Genomic DNA, 15,922 nt, shown 5'->3' with positions numbered 1-15,922 from the left:
GATGAAAAATAATATAGTTATATTGTTTTTATTGCTGTTACCCCAGTTTGGTTATGCCCAGGGACATACATTTAAGGTCGCTGCCCGTCCGTGGGTGAAAGGACAGAAAAATCTGCCTTGGAAAGAGTATGATACTCGTACTATTGCTCAATTGGATGGGGTCAAACCTACTGGTAAAGTACATGTGAATGAGTATGGAAGTGATCTGGATGCTCCGAGACATCGCGCTACAGGATTTTTCAGGGTAGAACGTATCGGAGATCGATGGTGGATGATTGATCCCGATGGGTATCGGCATTTGCAGAAAGTGGTGGTAGGAGTACGTTTAGGTACTTCCGAACGCAATAAACAAGCAATGCTGGACAAATTCGGTACGGAGGAAAAATGGATCGAAGGAACGGCACGGATGATTCATTCGCTGGGTTTTTCCGGGACCGGCTCCTGGAGTAATGAAGAAGCTATTGCCTCTTACAATGCCTCTCATAAGGAGGTACTGACTCGCTCAATCATTCTGAACCTGATGAGTGGATATGGGAAGAAACGAGGAGGAACTTATCAGTTACCTGGTAATACGGGATATCCTAATCAGTGTATTTTCGTTTTTGACCCGGAGTTCGAAACCTATTGCGATGAGATGGCACAAAAACTGGTCGCAAATAAAACGGATAAAAATATCATCGGCTATTTTTCGGATAATGAACTGCCGTTCGGGCCGAAGAATCTGGAGGGGTATCTGACTTTGAAGAATCCCAATGATCCGGGAAGATTGTATGCAGAATCCTGGTTGAAACAGCAGGGTATTACTTTGCAGCAAATTACGGACGAACATCGGGAAGAGTTTGCGGGGGTAGTAGCGGAACGATACTACAAAGTGGTGTCGGAAGCGATTCGGAAGTATGATCCCAATCACCTTTATTTAGGTAGTCGTCTACATGGAAAACCTAAGTTTGTCCGCCAGATTGTGGAAGCGGCAGGCAGGTATTGTGATGTCGTTGCTATTAACTACTATGGTGCATGGACACCGAGTGAGAAGACCATGAAGCATTGGGGCGAATGGGCTCAAAAACCTTTCATCATCACGGAATTTTATACGAAAGGAATGGATTCCGGGCTGGCAAACACAACAGGGGCAGGTTTTACCGTTCAAACCCAGCAGGAACGTGGATATGCCTACCAGCATTTTGTTTTAGGATTATTGGAAAGTGGGAATTGTGTCGGATGGCATTGGTTCCGTTATCAGGATAATGATCCGACGGCAAAAGGGGTAGATCCTTCGAATCTGGACTCTAACAAAGGGCTGGTAGATAATGAATACAATCTTTATAAACCGTTGGGCGATGCTATGAAAGAATTGAATATCAACGCTTATCGTTTGGCTGACTGGTTCGACCAACAATCAACTAATAATAAATAAAATACATACCATGAAAAAACTATTTATATTGGGAACTTTTCTGTTTATAAGTTCTATTCCTATGGTGTCTTGTACGGATGATGATGATAAAGATCCTAATTTTATGCCTCCTGACATAGTGATGGGAGGGGGAGATGTAGAGTCGGAATATCCGGAGGATTTGCCTGCTCCCGGAGCTTCTGTGATGTATACTCCGTCATTAAATGCCAATATGTATCGCCCTATCAGTGTTAAGTATTCCAGTGCTTATCCGCCTATATCCAGTTGGAAAACAGAGAATACACGTATTATTGCATATATGGACGGGTATAAACCGGCTATTAAAACGTTGAAAGCGTATCAGGAGTCGGTTAATAAATACGGAAGTTCGACTACACTTCCGAAACAGGCGGCTACGGGAAGATTTTATACGAAGAAAATAGACGGACGTTGGTGGTTGGTTGATCCGGAAGGTTGTCTGCATCTGGAACGTAGTGCGACTTCTTTGCGTAAGGGAACTTCCAGTCGTAATAAAACGGCCTGGAATAGCAGGTTTGGAACTGACGAAAAATGGTTGTCTACTACTCAACGTGAATTGAGTGAGATCGGCTTTCACGGTACAGGTGCTTTCTGCACAGGAACTTATTCACTGATTCAGACTCATAATGCTTCCAATCCGAGCAGTCCGTTAACTTTGGCGCCTTCATTTGCTTTTTTAAGCCAGTTCAAGAGTGCGAAGTCTTATAATTATCCCGGAGGAAGCGATGATAACGCGGCAGGTCTTGTGTTTTATAATGGATGGACTGAATGGTGTGAATCATATTTGGCAGGTAGTGCTTTCGCAGATTATTTGCGGGATCCTAATGTGTTAGGTTTCTTTTCTGATAATGAGATAAACTTCTCTTCAAACAGTTCCCGGATTTTGGATCGTTTTCTGGCTATCAGTAACTCAAGTGATCCGGCTTATGTTGCGGCGAAAGCTTTTATGGATTCTAAAGGTACGCAAAGTGTGACGGATGACTTGAATAATGAGTTTGCCGGGATTGTAGCAGAGAAATATTATAAAGCAGTGAAAGAGGCAGTGAAGAAAGTAGATGATAAGTTGCTTTATCTGGGAACTAGATTACATGGAACTCCTAAATATATGGAAGGAGTAGTGAGAGCTGCCGGAAAATATTGTGATGTTATTTCTATCAACTATTATAGTCGTTGGAGTCCTGAACTGACAACAGCGATTGCTGATTGGGCTAATTGGGCGGACAAACCGTTTCTTGTAAGTGAGTTTTATACGAAAGGGGTGGAGGACTCTGATCTGAATAACCAGTCGGGAGCCGGATATTCTGTCCCTACACAAAACGAGAGAGCTTATGCTTATCAGCATTTTACATTAGGATTGCTTGAAGCTAAGAATTGTATCGGATGGCATTGGTTCAAATATCAGGATGATGATGGTACGGATAATTCGTCGAAACCTGCTAATAAAGGTCTTTATGATAATTCTTATCAACTCTTTCCTTATTTATCTTTCTTTGCCCGCGAATTGAATTTTAATGCGTATGATTTGATTCAGTATTTTGATAAATAGGTGTTTGTTTCTATATAATATTTGAGAGGAAAAACAAAGTGCGAATTTTACAGGATTAGTTTTGGTTAAAGCTATACTGCAAAATTCGCACTTCTTATTTCTAAATGAATAATCAATGTCTTATCAGAGTAGAGTATCATCTGATAGACAAATGAATATCGGTAGTGAAAAATTAGTTATGTACTAATGTACCTATCTCTTCTCCACTGATAACCTTCTTTAAGTTGCCTACTGTGTCCATATCAAATACGACGATTGGCAGATTGTTTTCTTTACACATACAAGTCGCTGTCAAATCCATGACTTTCAAACCACGTTTCAGTACCTCATCGTATGTAATATCATCGAATTTGGTAGCGGTAGGATCTTTTTCGGGGTCAGCTGTGTAAATACCATCTACACGAGTACCTTTCAGCATAACGTCTGCTTCGATTTCTATGCCTCTAAGTGAAGAACCGGTGTCAGTAGTAAAGAAAGGATTTCCCGTTCCAGCGGACATAATGACTACTTCGCCGTTCTCCATACATTCGATAGCTTTCCATTTACTGTAGAATTCACCGATAGGTTCCATCCGGACTGCTGTCAACACACGTGCCTTTACACCGGTAGCCACAAGAGCAGAACTTAGAGCGAGACTGTTGATTACGGTAGCCAACATTCCCATTTGGTCTCCTTTCACACGATCAAAACCTTTATTGGCTCCGCTTAGTCCGCGAAATATATTGCCTCCTCCGATAACGATACCAATCTGTACCCCTTGCTGGTGGATTTCTTTGATTTGTTCAGCATATTCTGCCAGTCTTTTTTCATCAATGCCATATTGCTTTTCGCCCATTAAGCTCTCTCCACTAAGCTTTAGTAAGATTCTTTTATACTTTGCCATACCTTTTGCTTTTTATTGTTTGCCGCAAATATAGAGATAATTTATCGGATAGCCTCACCGGGATACGATTACTTTTTTCATTATTTGTCTTCCCAAAAAGGTTTGTACAATTCCCCGCAATGAAAGATAAACGAGAAAAGCCAGCCACAGGGCATGATTTCCTAAAAGGGGATGGAAAGCGTAATAGACTCCAAAGAAGCTGGCAGAAGCAACTAACATGGAGTAAAGCATTTGTCGGGTAGCAGTGGCACCGATGAAAATGCCATCCCATAAGAAAGCGGAGAAACCAGCTAACGGAATAATCAGTGCCCAGTAAAAATAAGTGTCTGAAGCGCTGATTACTGAAGTGTCATTGGTTAGTAATCCCAGGAATTCTTTTCCGCCAGCTGCATAGAAAATTGTGAATACCAGTGAAAGACCGAACCCCCAATAGAAAAGATGATGTACTGTGTTACGTAAGCCTGTTTGGTTTTTGGCACCAATGTAACGGCCGGCTAGTGCTTCACCGGCATAAGCAAATCCGTCCATAATGTACGAAAACAAGGTAAATAATTGCATGAGCAAGGTGTTCACGGCTAATACGATTTCTCCTTGGGCGGCCCCTGCAGAGGTAAAAAACATAGTGACTATAACAAGGCAGAGGGTACGGAAGAATATATCTCGGTTGACTTGAAAGAAACGGTACATGGCTTGTTTCTGTATGATTTCTTTCCACACGATTCGTTTTTTAAGCGCACTATAGTAATGCATGTATAACAAAATAGCCATGAAGAAACCTGCATATTGGGCAATTAAAGTTCCTGTTGCCACTCCTGCCATTTTCATGTCCAATAAGTAGACAAAACATAGACTGGCTACAATGTTGACAATATTTTGAGTAATAGCGATATACATGGGAAAACGTGAATTCTGCATCCCGATAAACCAGCCGGCGAATCCATAAAGCCCTAATGTGGCTGGGGCTCCCCAAATGCAGATGTAGAAATAGGTTGTTGCCAGTTGCTTGACCTCCGGTGTGGTTTGTATCAGTGTAAATGCCAGTTTCAGGATAGGGTATTGGAGTATCAACAGGCAAAGTGCTATAAATAATCCTACTCCAACAGAACGTAGTAGTAACCGGGTGATTTCGTTTAAATCATGCTGACCGTACGCTTGTGAAGTCATTCCGCTTGTTCCCATGCGCAGGAATCCAAAAATCCAGTAGATAATATTGAATAACATTCCCCCTACTGCAATGGCTCCAATGTATGCCGGAGAACCGAGATGTCCTACGATCGTGACATCGATAAGTCCCAGTAGCGGAACGGTAATATTCGATATAATCGATGGGATGGCTATCTGTAATATTCGTCTGTTTACGGAGGATTTTTTTTTATCTGTCATTGTATAAAAACACTTTTATCAATTTGATTGTTCTTTTCGCGAACAAAGGTACATTTTTTATTTTTTTATTGTATCTTTGTGTGTCACGAACTAAATAGCAATCAGATGGATTATGAGGACCTTAACTATTTTTTTTATCTCTTTATTTTCATTGCCGCTGGTGCTGAATGCGCAGTCGGTTGATGAGATGTTACAAAAAGTGTCTGCCGCCATTGAGGCAGGGCAGAATGGGCAGGCTGTGAGCTATTTCCGGCAGACAATCGCTCTGAATATAGACCGTACGGAAATGTATTATTGGACGAATGTAGACAAGAACAGTGAAATTAGCTCCAAACTGGCTACAGAATTAGCGCTTGCCTATAAAAAGAATCGGAATTACGACAAAGCCTATTTATTTTACAAGGAATTACTGCAAAAGGCTCCTAATAATGTAGATTGTTTGGAAGCTTGCGCAGAAATGCAGGTATGTCGCGGGCAGGAGAAAGATGCTTTGCGTATGTACGAAAAAATATTGCAACTTGAGGCGGATAATCTGGCGGCTAATATCTTTTTAGGAAACTATTATTATTTGACAGCAGAACAGGAGAAAAAAAAGTTGGAGACGGATTATAAAAAACTTTCTTCTCCCACTAAAATGCAGTATGCCCGCTACCGGGATGGATTATCGAAGTTATTTACTACCCGGTATGAGAAAGCGCGTAACTCTTTGCAGAAAGTGATTTTGCGTTTTCCATCAACAGAAGCTCAAAAGACATTGGATAAGATATTGAGGATAGAAAAAGAGGTGAATCGCTAAGCGATTCACCTCTTTTCAATTATATTCAATTTGTTATTTTATAGTGCGTATTGGTAAATCCAAAGGTCCTTCATTAAGCGCTCGGGTATCAATGTCTCCTTTCTTCGGTCCGGGTATCAGAGGACTATAGGATAAGACATGTCTGATACGTTCACGTTGATTTTGAGTGAATTGGTTTGAATAACTAATAGCATAATCCATGATATTATAAGAGATAAACTCTATACCATTACATCCTGTTCGTTTTACCAAATTTTTAAATGTGTATTTTTCTCTCTCATTTTCATATATGTAATCACAATTGCTCTCATACTCTTGTTTATTATAGCTTTTAGTATCTTTGCAATAATCCGTATCTTCACACGTGCCATTATCGGTTTCGGCAAAGACATGATGCAGTCCTAGGTAATGTCCTAATTCATGAGCTAGCGTGACAGCAATGTCTGCTGTACTATATTCTGTTGGAGTAGATTCTTCATTAATATATAGGCTATTAATGGAGACACATAGTGGGAATTGTAAATTTGCTAATGTTAGATGAGAGCGGTCTGTTTCACCAAGCCCTTCTAAATAATGCTCGCCTGTAGTAGAAAAAGGAATATGAGAGATACCTAATGTTACTGAATTTGAATTCGGTTCAGTTGTAAAATTATAAACCATGATGTTGATATATGAGTTCGGATCCCATAAGTATTTTACATATTTTCCCGAATTATCCTTCATAAAAGTTTCACAATCGATAGGGTATGACTCTGACCATTGGATATATTCTACACCAGGATTGGGTAATGTTTCTCCATTTTTATCTGTTGTTGCCAATGTAAAAGTAAGATTCATGTCTACACTGTTATTCTTGCTTTTATACAGATTGTTCACTTTGTCTAGTATATGGGATAAACGGCTTGAATTTACTTTTTGTAGAGAATTCTCATTTTCTTTATACAATACATGAAAGATTACAGGGAGTTCATAATGGTATTCTTCAGCTGTATTGGTAGAGCCATTTTGGATGATTTGAACAGTTTTGCTAACCTTATGACTTATGATAGTGACAGTTGCTGTTCTGGAATTAGATTCCAGATTTGCATTAATAGATAAGATTAACTTTCCATCGTTTTCTCCTTTTTGTGTACTGGGGATACACCATTGTTTATTACTTGTTACAGTCCATGAGGAACTACATGTAATATCTATCGTTAATGATTCACCACTTGCGCTGATGTTATCAAACTTCGATTCTGATATATTCAATGTTGCAGAATCTGAATCATCGCATCCTATTAATACCCATAACAATGGAAGAAGGAAAATTAGTCTTGTTTTCATAAATGAAAGAATTTTATATAAAAACGCACGTTCCAAAGATAATGTTTTGATCTGGAATAGAATAGCTTATTTCAGTAAATATTCTACTTCCTTAAACATGTACCCTCTTTTAATCAGCTTCTCATCTTCTAATATTAATCTTCCTTCAGGTTCTACACAAACGATTCGTGCAAGAAATTCTCCATTGGCATCTTTATATTGATGCATTCCTTCCCTTCTGAAAAGAGATTTTTCATATTGACAGGCTATTGATGTTGTATCGCCTTTTTTGAGCAAACTATAATAAGATTGGATACGCAGCATGATATTTTTCAGTATTTTGAATAGGTCATGCTCTTCTTCTGTGATTTGTAGTAGTGAAACGGGGTTAGGAGCAGAACTGTGAAATATCTCTTGATTAATATTAATTCCGATTCCTGCAATACTTTGACTGATGTTCCGCCCCATCAGATCGTTTTCTATCAACATCCCACATATTTTTTTTTCTTTCCAATAAATATCATTCGGCCATTTGATAGAAATGTCGGTGGTATAGGTATCCAATTCTTCTTTAATAGCTAAAGATATAATCTGTGAAATAAGAAACTGACGTCGTGCTTCCAAAAACTCGGGGAAGATAACGGTGCTGAAAAGAAGATTCTTGCTAGGATCTGATTCCCACGAATTTCCACGCTGTCCCCGACCGGAAGTTTGAAAATCGGCGACAACGACAGTTAGTTCCTCCACTTTCTGTTCAGAACAGAGAGATTGCAGATAATTGTTGGTAGAGTTCGTCTCGTTGATATGAATCAATGAAACCGGGAATGTATCAGGGGAGAGCATCATATTCTGCGCGTAACTTTTTAGTAAATTTCTTGATTACCTCATCATAAGAGTGGTCAATAAGCTCTTTCATCAATTTATCGTCTACGTCACTGTCAAAGCGGACACTATTCCAGTACTTTTTATTAAAATGATAAGCCCCTTCAATTCCCGAATAATGTTCACGCAATTCGATTGCTTTCTCCGGATTACATTTTAGTGCGATGTGATTAGCCTCTTCCAGGTCAATGAGAGCAAACATCTTGTTCATTACCTTTACAACCAGTGATACATCATCGAAAGGAAAAGATTCGGTGACTCCTTTCTTGTTCAAGCAGTATTCTCTGACAGTTTCTACATTCATAATGAATTAATAATTATAGTATGTTTTCATAATTGGTTATATCATAAATTAAAGCGCAGATTGCACGAATTTCACGGCTTTTATAATGATGAATATCTAAATCCACAGCTTTCTTTAATATAGAGGAGGATAAAACGCTTCCTCTATGTGTTCAACCTTGAAATTCCCGTCGTTGCCTACTACAGTGATGATATCGAAGCGTACAGGAGTGTCAATCTGAAACAATCTGATATAGGCATCTGCTGCACGTACTGTACGTTTTATTTTGGGTAAATCTACAGCATCTTCCGGGGCTGCAAACAGAGTGTCACTGCGCGTCTTCACTTCTACTACAATCAGTTCATTGTCTTTTGCAGCTACAATGTCCAGTTCGAAATGTCCTCTTCTCCAATTCCGGTCACGAATAAGATAACCTTTCTGCTCAAGATAAGCTACGGCGGCATTTTCTCCGGATTTTCCTAAATCATTATGTTCAGCCATCTTTTTTTGCAAATTTACTGCTTTTATTCTTTGTTTTTACAGAAGTAAAAGTAATTTTGCAGAAGATATGAGAAAAAGGAGTAAGAAGTGCCTGAAAATGCATGCCGAGTGTACCAAAAGGGAACGACGGATGAGCATTTTATTGAGCGACGAAGAACAGCTGATTGTAGATCGTTATCTTGAGAAATATAAGATAACGAACAAGTCACGTTGGCTTCGTGAAACAATTCTCATGTTTATCCATAAGAATATGGAAGAAGATTATCCCACCCTTTTTGGTGAACATGATATGAGACGATAGTTGAAAATTAAAAATTAAAGCGGGGAATGCTGGACGATATTTACTTCATGAAACAAGCTTTGATAGAGGCAGGTAAGGCTGCCGAGCGGGGAGAAGTTCCCGTTGGAGCTGTCGTGGTTTGTAAAGAGCGGATTATTGCGCGTGCCCATAATCTCACAGAAACATTGAATGATGTAACGGCTCATGCCGAGATGCAGGCTATTACGGCTGCTGCCAACGTGCTTGGTGGTAAGTATTTGAACGAATGTACCCTGTATGTTACCGTTGAGCCTTGCGTGATGTGCGCAGGGGCTATTGCTTGGGCACAAACAGGCAAGCTTGTGTTTGGTGCCGAAGATGAAAAACGCGGCTATCAGAAATATGCCGGTTCGGCTCTACATCCTAAAACAGTGGTTGTAAAAGGGATAATGGCTGACGAATGTGCTGCACTAATGAAAGAGTTCTTTGCTGCGAAACGGAAATGAAAGCAGTGTAATGGCTATTTGATTTCCTCAAAATCTACATATTCGCCATCATCCTGGGTGAATATTTTTTTATGTCTTTTCTCCGGAACATTCTCGGAATATATTTCTTCTTCATCATCATTTGAACGGCGATTCGTTTGGTTATAGCTTTGTTGGCTTGTACGTCCTGATTCCGTTTGTTTCGGGCGGGATGAAGAAGAACTACGTCCTAATCCGAAAATCGTTCTTAGTATGAAGCCGACAATAGAAAGGCCAAATACGAAAATGGCAATGATAAAAATGAGTATGAATAAAAGTATATGCATCGGACTATGATTTTTATGTTGTTACTTTGATAAAACTCATAGTACAACAAACGTGCCAAGAGATTGTTTATTTACTTTTTCTTGTAAAAAGTGAAAGTAAAATATACCATACAATAATGGCGGCAAAACTGCTAATTCCAAGAAATAGAAGAAGAGGAATGCAGATAATCAGGAATATAAAACTGATTTTGTTGTCATTCCATGACAGGTTTTTAAATTTCAAAGAAAACATCGGTATTTCTGATACCAGTAGTCCGGAAAATAGACAGACAAGTATAAGAAGGTAGACAGGATGGCAGTTGTCTGATATCAGGAAGTCATGTGCCCCTGCCACTAATGAGCCCCAAAACAGAGCATTGGCTGGTACTGGGAGTCCGACAAAAGAGCTGGTCTGCCGTGTGTCATTGTTGAATTTAGCCAGGCGCAAGGCAGAAAAAACAGAAATCAAGAATGCCAAATAGGGTAGATAAGGAGCGATGAACTCCATATTTGCCGGATAGTACATTTCTTTGAACAAGGAGAATACGATCAGTGAGGGAGCAACTCCGAAGCTGACATCATCTGCCAATGAATCCAGGTCTTTTCCGATAATGGAATGTGCATTGAGTGCACGAGCCAACAATCCGTCAAAGAAATCAAAAATAGAACTTAAAGCGATGAAAAGTAGAGCCAGTTCATATTTTGCTTCAAAAGCCATGACACAAGCAATACAACCGGAGAAAAGGTTCAGGCAGGTTACGGTATTCGGAATACTATTTTTAATAACGTTTGTCATTGTGACAGAATTATTTAAGTTTGGCGATAACCGTTTGGTTACCGGTCGTTAATTGTCCCATTTTGACACAAATCTCCGTGCCAATGGGTAAATACACATCCACGCGGGAACCGAATTTGATAAATCCCATGTGTTCGTCAATATAACATTCTTCTCCTACTTCAGCGTAGGTGACAATACGGCGTGCCACTGCTCCGGCGATTTGCCGGGTGAGTATTTCCACTCCTTCCGGAGTTTCGATCACTACCGTAGAACGTTCGTTTTCTGTGCTGGCTTTCGGCAGCCATGCTTTCATAAAATTGCCATTATGATGCGCTACCTTTTTAATAGTACCATCTACCGGATACCAGTTGGCATGTACATTCACGATGCTCATAAAAATAGATACCATTAAGCGGCGGTCATGGAAATATTCGTTTTCATCCACTTCTTCGATGACGACGATTTTTCCATCGGCGGGTGCTACGACAATCTTTTCAGTGTCCTGCCCGAAGAGACGGATCGGACATCGAAAGAAATTCACCATCAGCAGATAGACTGCTATACTCGCTACTGCTACCACATAAAAAGGTATTTTGCAATCGATTCCCCAATAAAGAGCTGCATTAATCAATAGCAATAGCAAAAAGCTTGCCCATAATATATGTGTTCCTTCGCGGTGAATACGTATTTTCTTCAATTTCTTTAGTCGGCCCATGAATGCTGTTTAATGATATTGTCTGCAAAAATATACTTAATTTAAAAAATCAGCAAGTAAATGAGCATAGAAATGCGAATGTTGATAACTTTTTGAGGATTATTTTTGTTTATAACCCAAGAGGTAGTAATTTTATGCCTTCAAATTAACTACTTATCATTATGCAGGATTTCGTTCATTTACATGTCCATACTCAATATTCTCTGTTGGATGGTCAGGCTAGTGTAGCTCGTCTGGTCGATAAAGCCATGCAAAATGGGATGAAGGGTATTGCCGTGACCGATCATGGAAATATGTTCGGTATTAAGGAATTTACGAACTACGTTAATAAAAAGAACAGCGGTCCGAAAGGTGAAGTCAAAGACCTGAAGAAGCGAATTGCAGGAATTGAGGCCGGCACAATAGAGTGCGCGGATAAAGAAGCGGAGATTGCTGCCTGCAAAGCTAAGATAGTGGAAGCGGAAAACAAGCTTTTCAAACCTGTCATCGGTTGTGAAATGTATGTTGCGCGCCGCACTATGGACTTAAAAGAAGGTAAGCCCGACCAAAGTGGTTATCATTTGATTGTATTGGCTAAGAATGAAAAAGGTTATCATAATCTTATTAAATTAGTATCGCACGCATGGACACGCGGATATTATGTGCGCCCGCGTACTGATCGTAGCGAACTGGAAAAATATCACGAAGGACTTATTGTTTGTTCGGCCTGTCTCGGTGGTGAAGTGCCGAAGCGGATTACTGCCGGGCAATTTGCAGAAGCCGAAGAAGCCATACAATGGTATAAGAACCTGTTTGGGGATGATTATTATCTGGAGATGCAGCGTCATAAAGCGACTGTTCCCCGTGCTAATCACGAATGTTATCCGTTGCAGGTAAATGTGAACAAATATCTGATTGAATATGCTAAGAAGTTCAATGTCAAACTAATTTGTACGAATGATGTTCACTTTGTAGATGAAGAGAATGCGGAAGCGCACGACCGTTTGATCTGTTTGAGTACCGGTAAGGATTTGGATGATCCTAGCCGTATGCTTTATACCAAACAGGAATGGATGAAAACACGCGAAGAGATGAACGAACTCTTTGCCGACGTTCCCGAAGCGTTGAGCAATACGCTGGAGATTCTTGACAAGGTAGAATATTACTCCATCGACCATGCACCTATCATGCCTACTTTTGCTATTCCCGAAGATTTTGGGACGGAAGAAGGCTATCGGGCGAAGTTTACGGAAAAAGACCTGTTTGATGAGTTTACTCAAGATGAGCACGGTAATGTGGTATTGAGTGAAGAGGATGCGAAAGCAAAAATCAAACGCTTGGGTGGCTATGATAAACTCTATCGTATTAAACTTGAAGGAGATTACTTGGCGAAACTAGCTTTTGACGGAGCTAAGAGAATTTATGGTGAACCTCTGTCGGAAGAAGTCAAAGAGCGAATGAACTTTGAACTGTATATCATGAAAACGATGGGTTTCCCAGGATACTTCTTGATTGTACAGGACTTTATCAATGCGGCACGTAAGGAATTGGGTGTGTCGGTCGGTCCGGGACGTGGTTCGGCTGCCGGTTCAGCGGTGGCCTATTGTCTGGGAATTACGAAAATCGACCCTATCCAGTACGATTTGCTGTTTGAGCGTTTCTTGAATCCGGACCGTATCTCCTTGCCCGATATCGATGTGGACTTTGATGATGACGGGCGTGGAGAGGTACTTCGTTGGGTAACGAATAAATATGGTCAGGAAAAAGTAGCTCATATCATCACTTATGGTACAATGGCTACCAAGTTAGCTATCAAGGATGTTGCCCGTGTGCAAAAGCTGCCTCTATCGGAGTCTGACCGATTGGCTAAATTAGTGCCGGATAAGATTCCTGATAAGAAACTGAACTTGCGGAATGCGATTGAATATGTTCCCGAACTACAAGCTGCGGAAGCATCATCCGATCCGTTGGTACGGGATACGATCAAGTACGCTAAGATGCTCGAAGGTAACGTACGTGGTACAGGTGTACATGCTTGTGGTACGATTATCTGTCGTGACGATATCACCGACTGGGTACCTGTCAGCACTGCTGATGATAAGGAAACGGGCGAAAAAATGCTTGTTACCCAGTATGAAGGTTCGGTGATTGAAGATACCGGATTGATTAAGATGGACTTCCTTGGTCTGAAAACTTTGTCTATTATCAAAGAGGCCGTTGAAAATATCCGTTTAAGTCGTAATGTTGAAGTAGACGTCGATGCGATAGACATCTGCGATCCGGCTACTTATAAATTATATAGTGACGGACGGACGATTGGTACATTCCAGTTTGAATCTGCCGGCATGCAGAAATACCTGCGCGAATTGCAGCCTTCTACATTCGAAGATTTGATTGCCATGAATGCCCTTTATCGTCCGGGACCGATGGATTATATACCTGATTTTATCGACCGTAAACATGGGCGTAAGCCGATTGAGTATGATATTCCGGTAATGGAGAAATACTTGAAGGATACGTATGGTATTACGGTTTATCAGGAACAGGTGATGCTTCTGTCGCGTTTATTGGCGGACTTTACCCGCGGTGAGTCTGATGCACTCCGTAAAGCGATGGGTAAGAAGCTGCGTGACAAGCTGGACCACATGAAACCTAAATTTATTGAAGGTGGGCGTAAGAACGGGCATGACCCGAAAGTTCTTGAAAAAATCTGGACCGACTGGGAAAAGTTTGCGTCATACGCTTTCAATAAATCACATGCTACTTGTTATTCGTGGGTAGCTTACCAAACCGCTTATCTAAAAGCTAATTATCCTCCTGAATATATGGCTGCTGTGATGAGCCGAAGCTTGTCGAACATTACCGATATTACGAAACTGATGGACGAATGTAAGGCAATGGGTATTCAGACGCTGGGGCCGGATGTAAACGAAAGTAACCTGAAGTTTACAGTAAACCATGATGGTAATATCCGTTTTGGACTAGGGGCTGTCAAAGGTGTAGGTGAAGCTGCTGTTCATAGTATTATGGAGGAACGTAGTAAGAATGGTCCTTTCCTCGGTATATTCGACTTTGTGCAACGTGTCAACCTGAATGCCTGCAACAAGAAGAATATGGAGTGTCTGGCATTAGCCGGAGGGTTTGATAGTTTCCCGGAACTGAAGCGGGAGCAATACTTTGCTGTAAATTCTAAGGGTGAAGTATTTCTGGAAACGTTGATGCGTTATGGCAACCGTTATCAGGCAGATAAGGCAGCTGCTTTCAATTCTTTGTTCGGTGGTGAAAACGTTATTGATGTTGCAACTCCTGAAATTCCTCAAGGTGCAGAACGTTGGAGTGATCTCGATCGTCTGAATCGTGAGCGTGATTTGGTAGGTATCTATCTTTCTGCTCATCCGTTGGATGAATTTTCTATCGTATTGGAACATGTCTGCAATACACGGATGGCGGATTTGGAAGATAAAGCTGCACTTGTTGGTCGTGAAATAACGATGGGAGGGATTGTGACTAGTGTTCGTCGCGGAGTCAGCAAGAATGGAAATCCGTATGGTATTGCTAAGATTGAAGATTATTCCGGTTCTACCGAAATCCCATTCTGGGGAAATGACTGGGTGACTTATCAGGGATATCTCAACGAAGGAACGTTCCTATATATTAAAGCCCGTTGTCAAGCGAAACAATGGCGACAGGATGAATTGGAGGTGAAAATCACTTCTATGGAACTTCTTCCCGACGTGAAAGAAGAACTGGTACAGAAGATCACGATTATCATTCCTCTGTCAGTCTTGAACTCGGCTTTGGTTACTGAGCTTGCCACTCTGACCAAAGAACATCCGGGAAATACGGAATTGTATTTTAAAGTGACGGATGATGCCGATGTAAGTCACATGTCAATTGATTTGATTTCTCGTCCGATTAAGCTTTCGGTGGGGCGGGATTTAATAACATATTTAAAGGAACGTCCCGAACTGGGATTTCATATAAATTGATTATATTTGTGGCGAGAATAAGCTAACGAAATAACATTTAATAATTAATACTTAAAAAAATGGCTTTAGAAATTACAGACAGCAACTATAAAGAGGTTCTTGCAGAAGGAAAACCGGTTGTTGTAGATTTTTGGGCTCCTTGGTGTGGCCCATGCAAGATGGTGGCTCCTATCATTGAAGAATTGGCTGCGGAGTTTGAAGGACAAGTAATCATCGGTAAGTGCGATGTAGACGAAAATGGTGATATGGCTGCTGAATATGGTATCCGTAATATTCCTACTGTATTGTTTTTCAAGAACGGTGAAATAGTAGACAAACAGGTAGGTGCAGTTGGCAAACCGGTATTCGCAGAAAAGGTGAAGAAGCTTTTATAGTCGATAATACTTAATACTTATCACTTA

16 protein-coding genes are annotated in these 15,922 nt (G+C 40.6%); 7 read left to right on the top strand and 9 right to left on the bottom strand.

All coding sequences use genetic code 11. From position 1 onward, the window contains the following. Position 1 precedes the first annotated feature (1 nt). Together INE92_RS14720 and INE92_RS14715 are read left to right on the top strand one after the other, a co-directional pair. A complete protein-coding gene (locus INE92_RS14720; protein WP_212702066.1) occupies positions 2-1,414 on the top strand; it encodes an agarase in 1,413 nt (470 codons plus the stop codon). Between the two features lie 10 nt (positions 1,415-1,424). Then, positions 1,425-2,978, top strand: a complete 1,554-nt coding sequence (locus tag INE92_RS14715) for a glycoside hydrolase family protein (RefSeq protein ID WP_015531351.1) — start codon at positions 1,425-1,427, stop codon at positions 2,976-2,978. Between the two features lie 172 nt (positions 2,979-3,150). Here the strand turns inward: INE92_RS14715 and pyrH are convergent, their stop codons facing one another. Continuing rightward, entirely contained in the window at positions 3,151-3,861 is a 711-nt protein-coding gene (gene pyrH / locus INE92_RS14710; RefSeq protein WP_004299207.1) for a UMP kinase, read from the bottom strand. A 54-nt stretch (positions 3,862-3,915) separates the two neighbouring features. Continuing rightward, positions 3,916-5,244: an MATE family efflux transporter gene (locus tag INE92_RS14705; RefSeq protein WP_195564264.1), complete on the bottom strand. Its 1,329-nt coding sequence runs from the start codon at positions 5,242-5,244 to the stop codon at positions 3,916-3,918. 112 nt (positions 5,245-5,356) lie between these two features. Here INE92_RS14705 and INE92_RS14700 point away from each other — a divergent pair, with 112 nt between their 5' ends. Beyond that, positions 5,357-6,040: a tetratricopeptide repeat protein gene (locus INE92_RS14700; protein ID WP_195564263.1), complete on the top strand. Its 684-nt coding sequence runs from the start codon at positions 5,357-5,359 to the stop codon at positions 6,038-6,040. A 33-nt stretch (positions 6,041-6,073) separates the two neighbouring features. Here INE92_RS14700 and INE92_RS14695 read toward each other — a convergent pair whose 3' ends face one another. From INE92_RS14695 to INE92_RS14680, 4 genes are all read right to left on the bottom strand, one after another. After that, positions 6,074-7,366, bottom strand: coding sequence for a zinc-dependent metalloproteinase lipoprotein (locus INE92_RS14695; RefSeq protein ID WP_015531355.1), 1,293 nt, complete (start codon positions 7,364-7,366; stop codon positions 6,074-6,076). 66 nt (positions 7,367-7,432) lie between these two features. Then, on the bottom strand, positions 7,433-8,191 hold the full coding sequence (locus INE92_RS14690; RefSeq protein WP_015531356.1) for a biotin--[acetyl-CoA-carboxylase] ligase: 759 nt from the start codon (positions 8,189-8,191) through the stop codon (positions 7,433-7,435). Then, on the bottom strand, positions 8,175-8,531 hold the full coding sequence (locus INE92_RS14685) for an MmcQ/YjbR family DNA-binding protein (RefSeq protein ID WP_015531357.1): 357 nt from the start codon (positions 8,529-8,531) through the stop codon (positions 8,175-8,177). The genes INE92_RS14690 and INE92_RS14685 overlap by 17 nt, the downstream gene beginning before the upstream one ends. Positions 8,532-8,645: 114 nt before the next feature. After that, the gene (locus INE92_RS14680) at positions 8,646-9,011 is read right to left on the bottom strand and encodes a YraN family protein (protein WP_008025070.1); all 366 of its coding nucleotides are present in this window, start codon (positions 9,009-9,011) and stop codon (positions 8,646-8,648) included. A 67-nt stretch (positions 9,012-9,078) separates the two neighbouring features. Between INE92_RS14680 and INE92_RS14675 the strand changes: the two genes are divergently transcribed. Both INE92_RS14675 and INE92_RS14670 read left to right on the top strand, forming a co-directional pair. Continuing rightward, positions 9,079-9,312: a hypothetical protein gene (locus INE92_RS14675; RefSeq protein WP_008025069.1), complete on the top strand. Its 234-nt coding sequence runs from the start codon at positions 9,079-9,081 to the stop codon at positions 9,310-9,312. Positions 9,313-9,338: 26 nt separating this feature from the next. Beyond that, positions 9,339-9,776: a nucleoside deaminase gene (locus INE92_RS14670; RefSeq protein WP_008640836.1), complete on the top strand. Its 438-nt coding sequence runs from the start codon at positions 9,339-9,341 to the stop codon at positions 9,774-9,776. 14 nt (positions 9,777-9,790) lie between these two features. Here the strand turns inward: INE92_RS14670 and INE92_RS14665 are convergent, their stop codons facing one another. The 3 genes from INE92_RS14665 to INE92_RS14655 all read right to left on the bottom strand — a co-directional run bounded on the left by INE92_RS14665 (position 9,791) and on the right by INE92_RS14655 (position 11,553). Next, entirely contained in the window at positions 9,791-10,081 is a 291-nt protein-coding gene (locus tag INE92_RS14665) for a DUF4834 family protein (RefSeq protein ID WP_004316302.1), read from the bottom strand. A gap of 67 nt (positions 10,082-10,148) precedes the next feature. Continuing rightward, positions 10,149-10,856 carry a CDP-diacylglycerol--serine O-phosphatidyltransferase gene (gene pssA, locus INE92_RS14660; protein WP_004316300.1) on the bottom strand — a complete coding sequence of 236 codons (708 nt, stop codon included), beginning with the start codon at positions 10,854-10,856 and terminating at the stop codon, positions 10,149-10,151. Positions 10,857-10,866: 10 nt separating this feature from the next. Next, positions 10,867-11,553 (bottom strand): phosphatidylserine decarboxylase family protein, encoded by a 687-nt coding sequence (locus tag INE92_RS14655; protein WP_004316298.1) that lies wholly within the window; start codon positions 11,551-11,553, stop codon positions 10,867-10,869. A 161-nt stretch (positions 11,554-11,714) separates the two neighbouring features. Here INE92_RS14655 and dnaE point away from each other — a divergent pair, with 161 nt between their 5' ends. Both dnaE and trxA read left to right on the top strand, forming a co-directional pair. Continuing rightward, the gene (gene dnaE, locus INE92_RS14650; protein ID WP_195436544.1) at positions 11,715-15,521 is read left to right on the top strand and encodes a DNA polymerase III subunit alpha; all 3,807 of its coding nucleotides are present in this window, start codon (positions 11,715-11,717) and stop codon (positions 15,519-15,521) included. Between the two features lie 59 nt (positions 15,522-15,580). Continuing rightward, positions 15,581-15,895, top strand: coding sequence for a thioredoxin (trxA, locus tag INE92_RS14645; protein WP_004306576.1), 315 nt, complete (start codon positions 15,581-15,583; stop codon positions 15,893-15,895). The last annotated feature ends 27 nt before the right edge of the window (positions 15,896-15,922 follow it).

Source organism: Bacteroides xylanisolvens (assembly GCF_018289135.1).
GTDB classification, from domain to species: Bacteria; Bacteroidota; Bacteroidia; order Bacteroidales; family Bacteroidaceae; genus Bacteroides; species Bacteroides xylanisolvens.
This window is presented reverse-complemented; position numbering and strand designations above follow the sequence as displayed.

Coding starts and splice junctions, on each gene's coding strand:
- INE92_RS14715 (WP_015531351.1), top strand. CDS start 1,425: ATGAAAAAACTATTTATATTGGGAACTTTTCTGTTTATAAGTTCTATT.
- dnaE (WP_195436544.1), top strand. CDS start 11,715: ATGCAGGATTTCGTTCATTTACATGTCCATACTCAATATTCTCTGTTG.
- INE92_RS14685 (WP_015531357.1), bottom strand. CDS start 8,531: ATGAATGTAGAAACTGTCAGAGAATACTGCTTGAACAAGAAAGGAGTC.
- INE92_RS14705 (WP_195564264.1), bottom strand. CDS start 5,244: ATGACAGATAAAAAAAAATCCTCCGTAAACAGACGAATATTACAGATA.
- INE92_RS14680 (WP_008025070.1), bottom strand. CDS start 9,011: ATGGCTGAACATAATGATTTAGGAAAATCCGGAGAAAATGCCGCCGTA.
- INE92_RS14720 (WP_212702066.1), top strand. CDS start 2: ATGAAAAATAATATAGTTATATTGTTTTTATTGCTGTTACCCCAGTTT.
- trxA (WP_004306576.1), top strand. CDS start 15,581: ATGGCTTTAGAAATTACAGACAGCAACTATAAAGAGGTTCTTGCAGAA.
- pssA (WP_004316300.1), bottom strand. CDS start 10,856: ATGACAAACGTTATTAAAAATAGTATTCCGAATACCGTAACCTGCCTG.
- INE92_RS14700 (WP_195564263.1), top strand. CDS start 5,357: ATGAGGACCTTAACTATTTTTTTTATCTCTTTATTTTCATTGCCGCTG.
- INE92_RS14665 (WP_004316302.1), bottom strand. CDS start 10,081: ATGCATATACTTTTATTCATACTCATTTTTATCATTGCCATTTTCGTA.
- INE92_RS14695 (WP_015531355.1), bottom strand. CDS start 7,366: ATGAAAACAAGACTAATTTTCCTTCTTCCATTGTTATGGGTATTAATA.
- INE92_RS14670 (WP_008640836.1), top strand. CDS start 9,339: ATGCTGGACGATATTTACTTCATGAAACAAGCTTTGATAGAGGCAGGT.
- INE92_RS14675 (WP_008025069.1), top strand. CDS start 9,079: ATGAGAAAAAGGAGTAAGAAGTGCCTGAAAATGCATGCCGAGTGTACC.
- pyrH (WP_004299207.1), bottom strand. CDS start 3,861: ATGGCAAAGTATAAAAGAATCTTACTAAAGCTTAGTGGAGAGAGCTTA.
- INE92_RS14655 (WP_004316298.1), bottom strand. CDS start 11,553: ATGGGCCGACTAAAGAAATTGAAGAAAATACGTATTCACCGCGAAGGA.
- INE92_RS14690 (WP_015531356.1), bottom strand. CDS start 8,191: ATGATGCTCTCCCCTGATACATTCCCGGTTTCATTGATTCATATCAAC.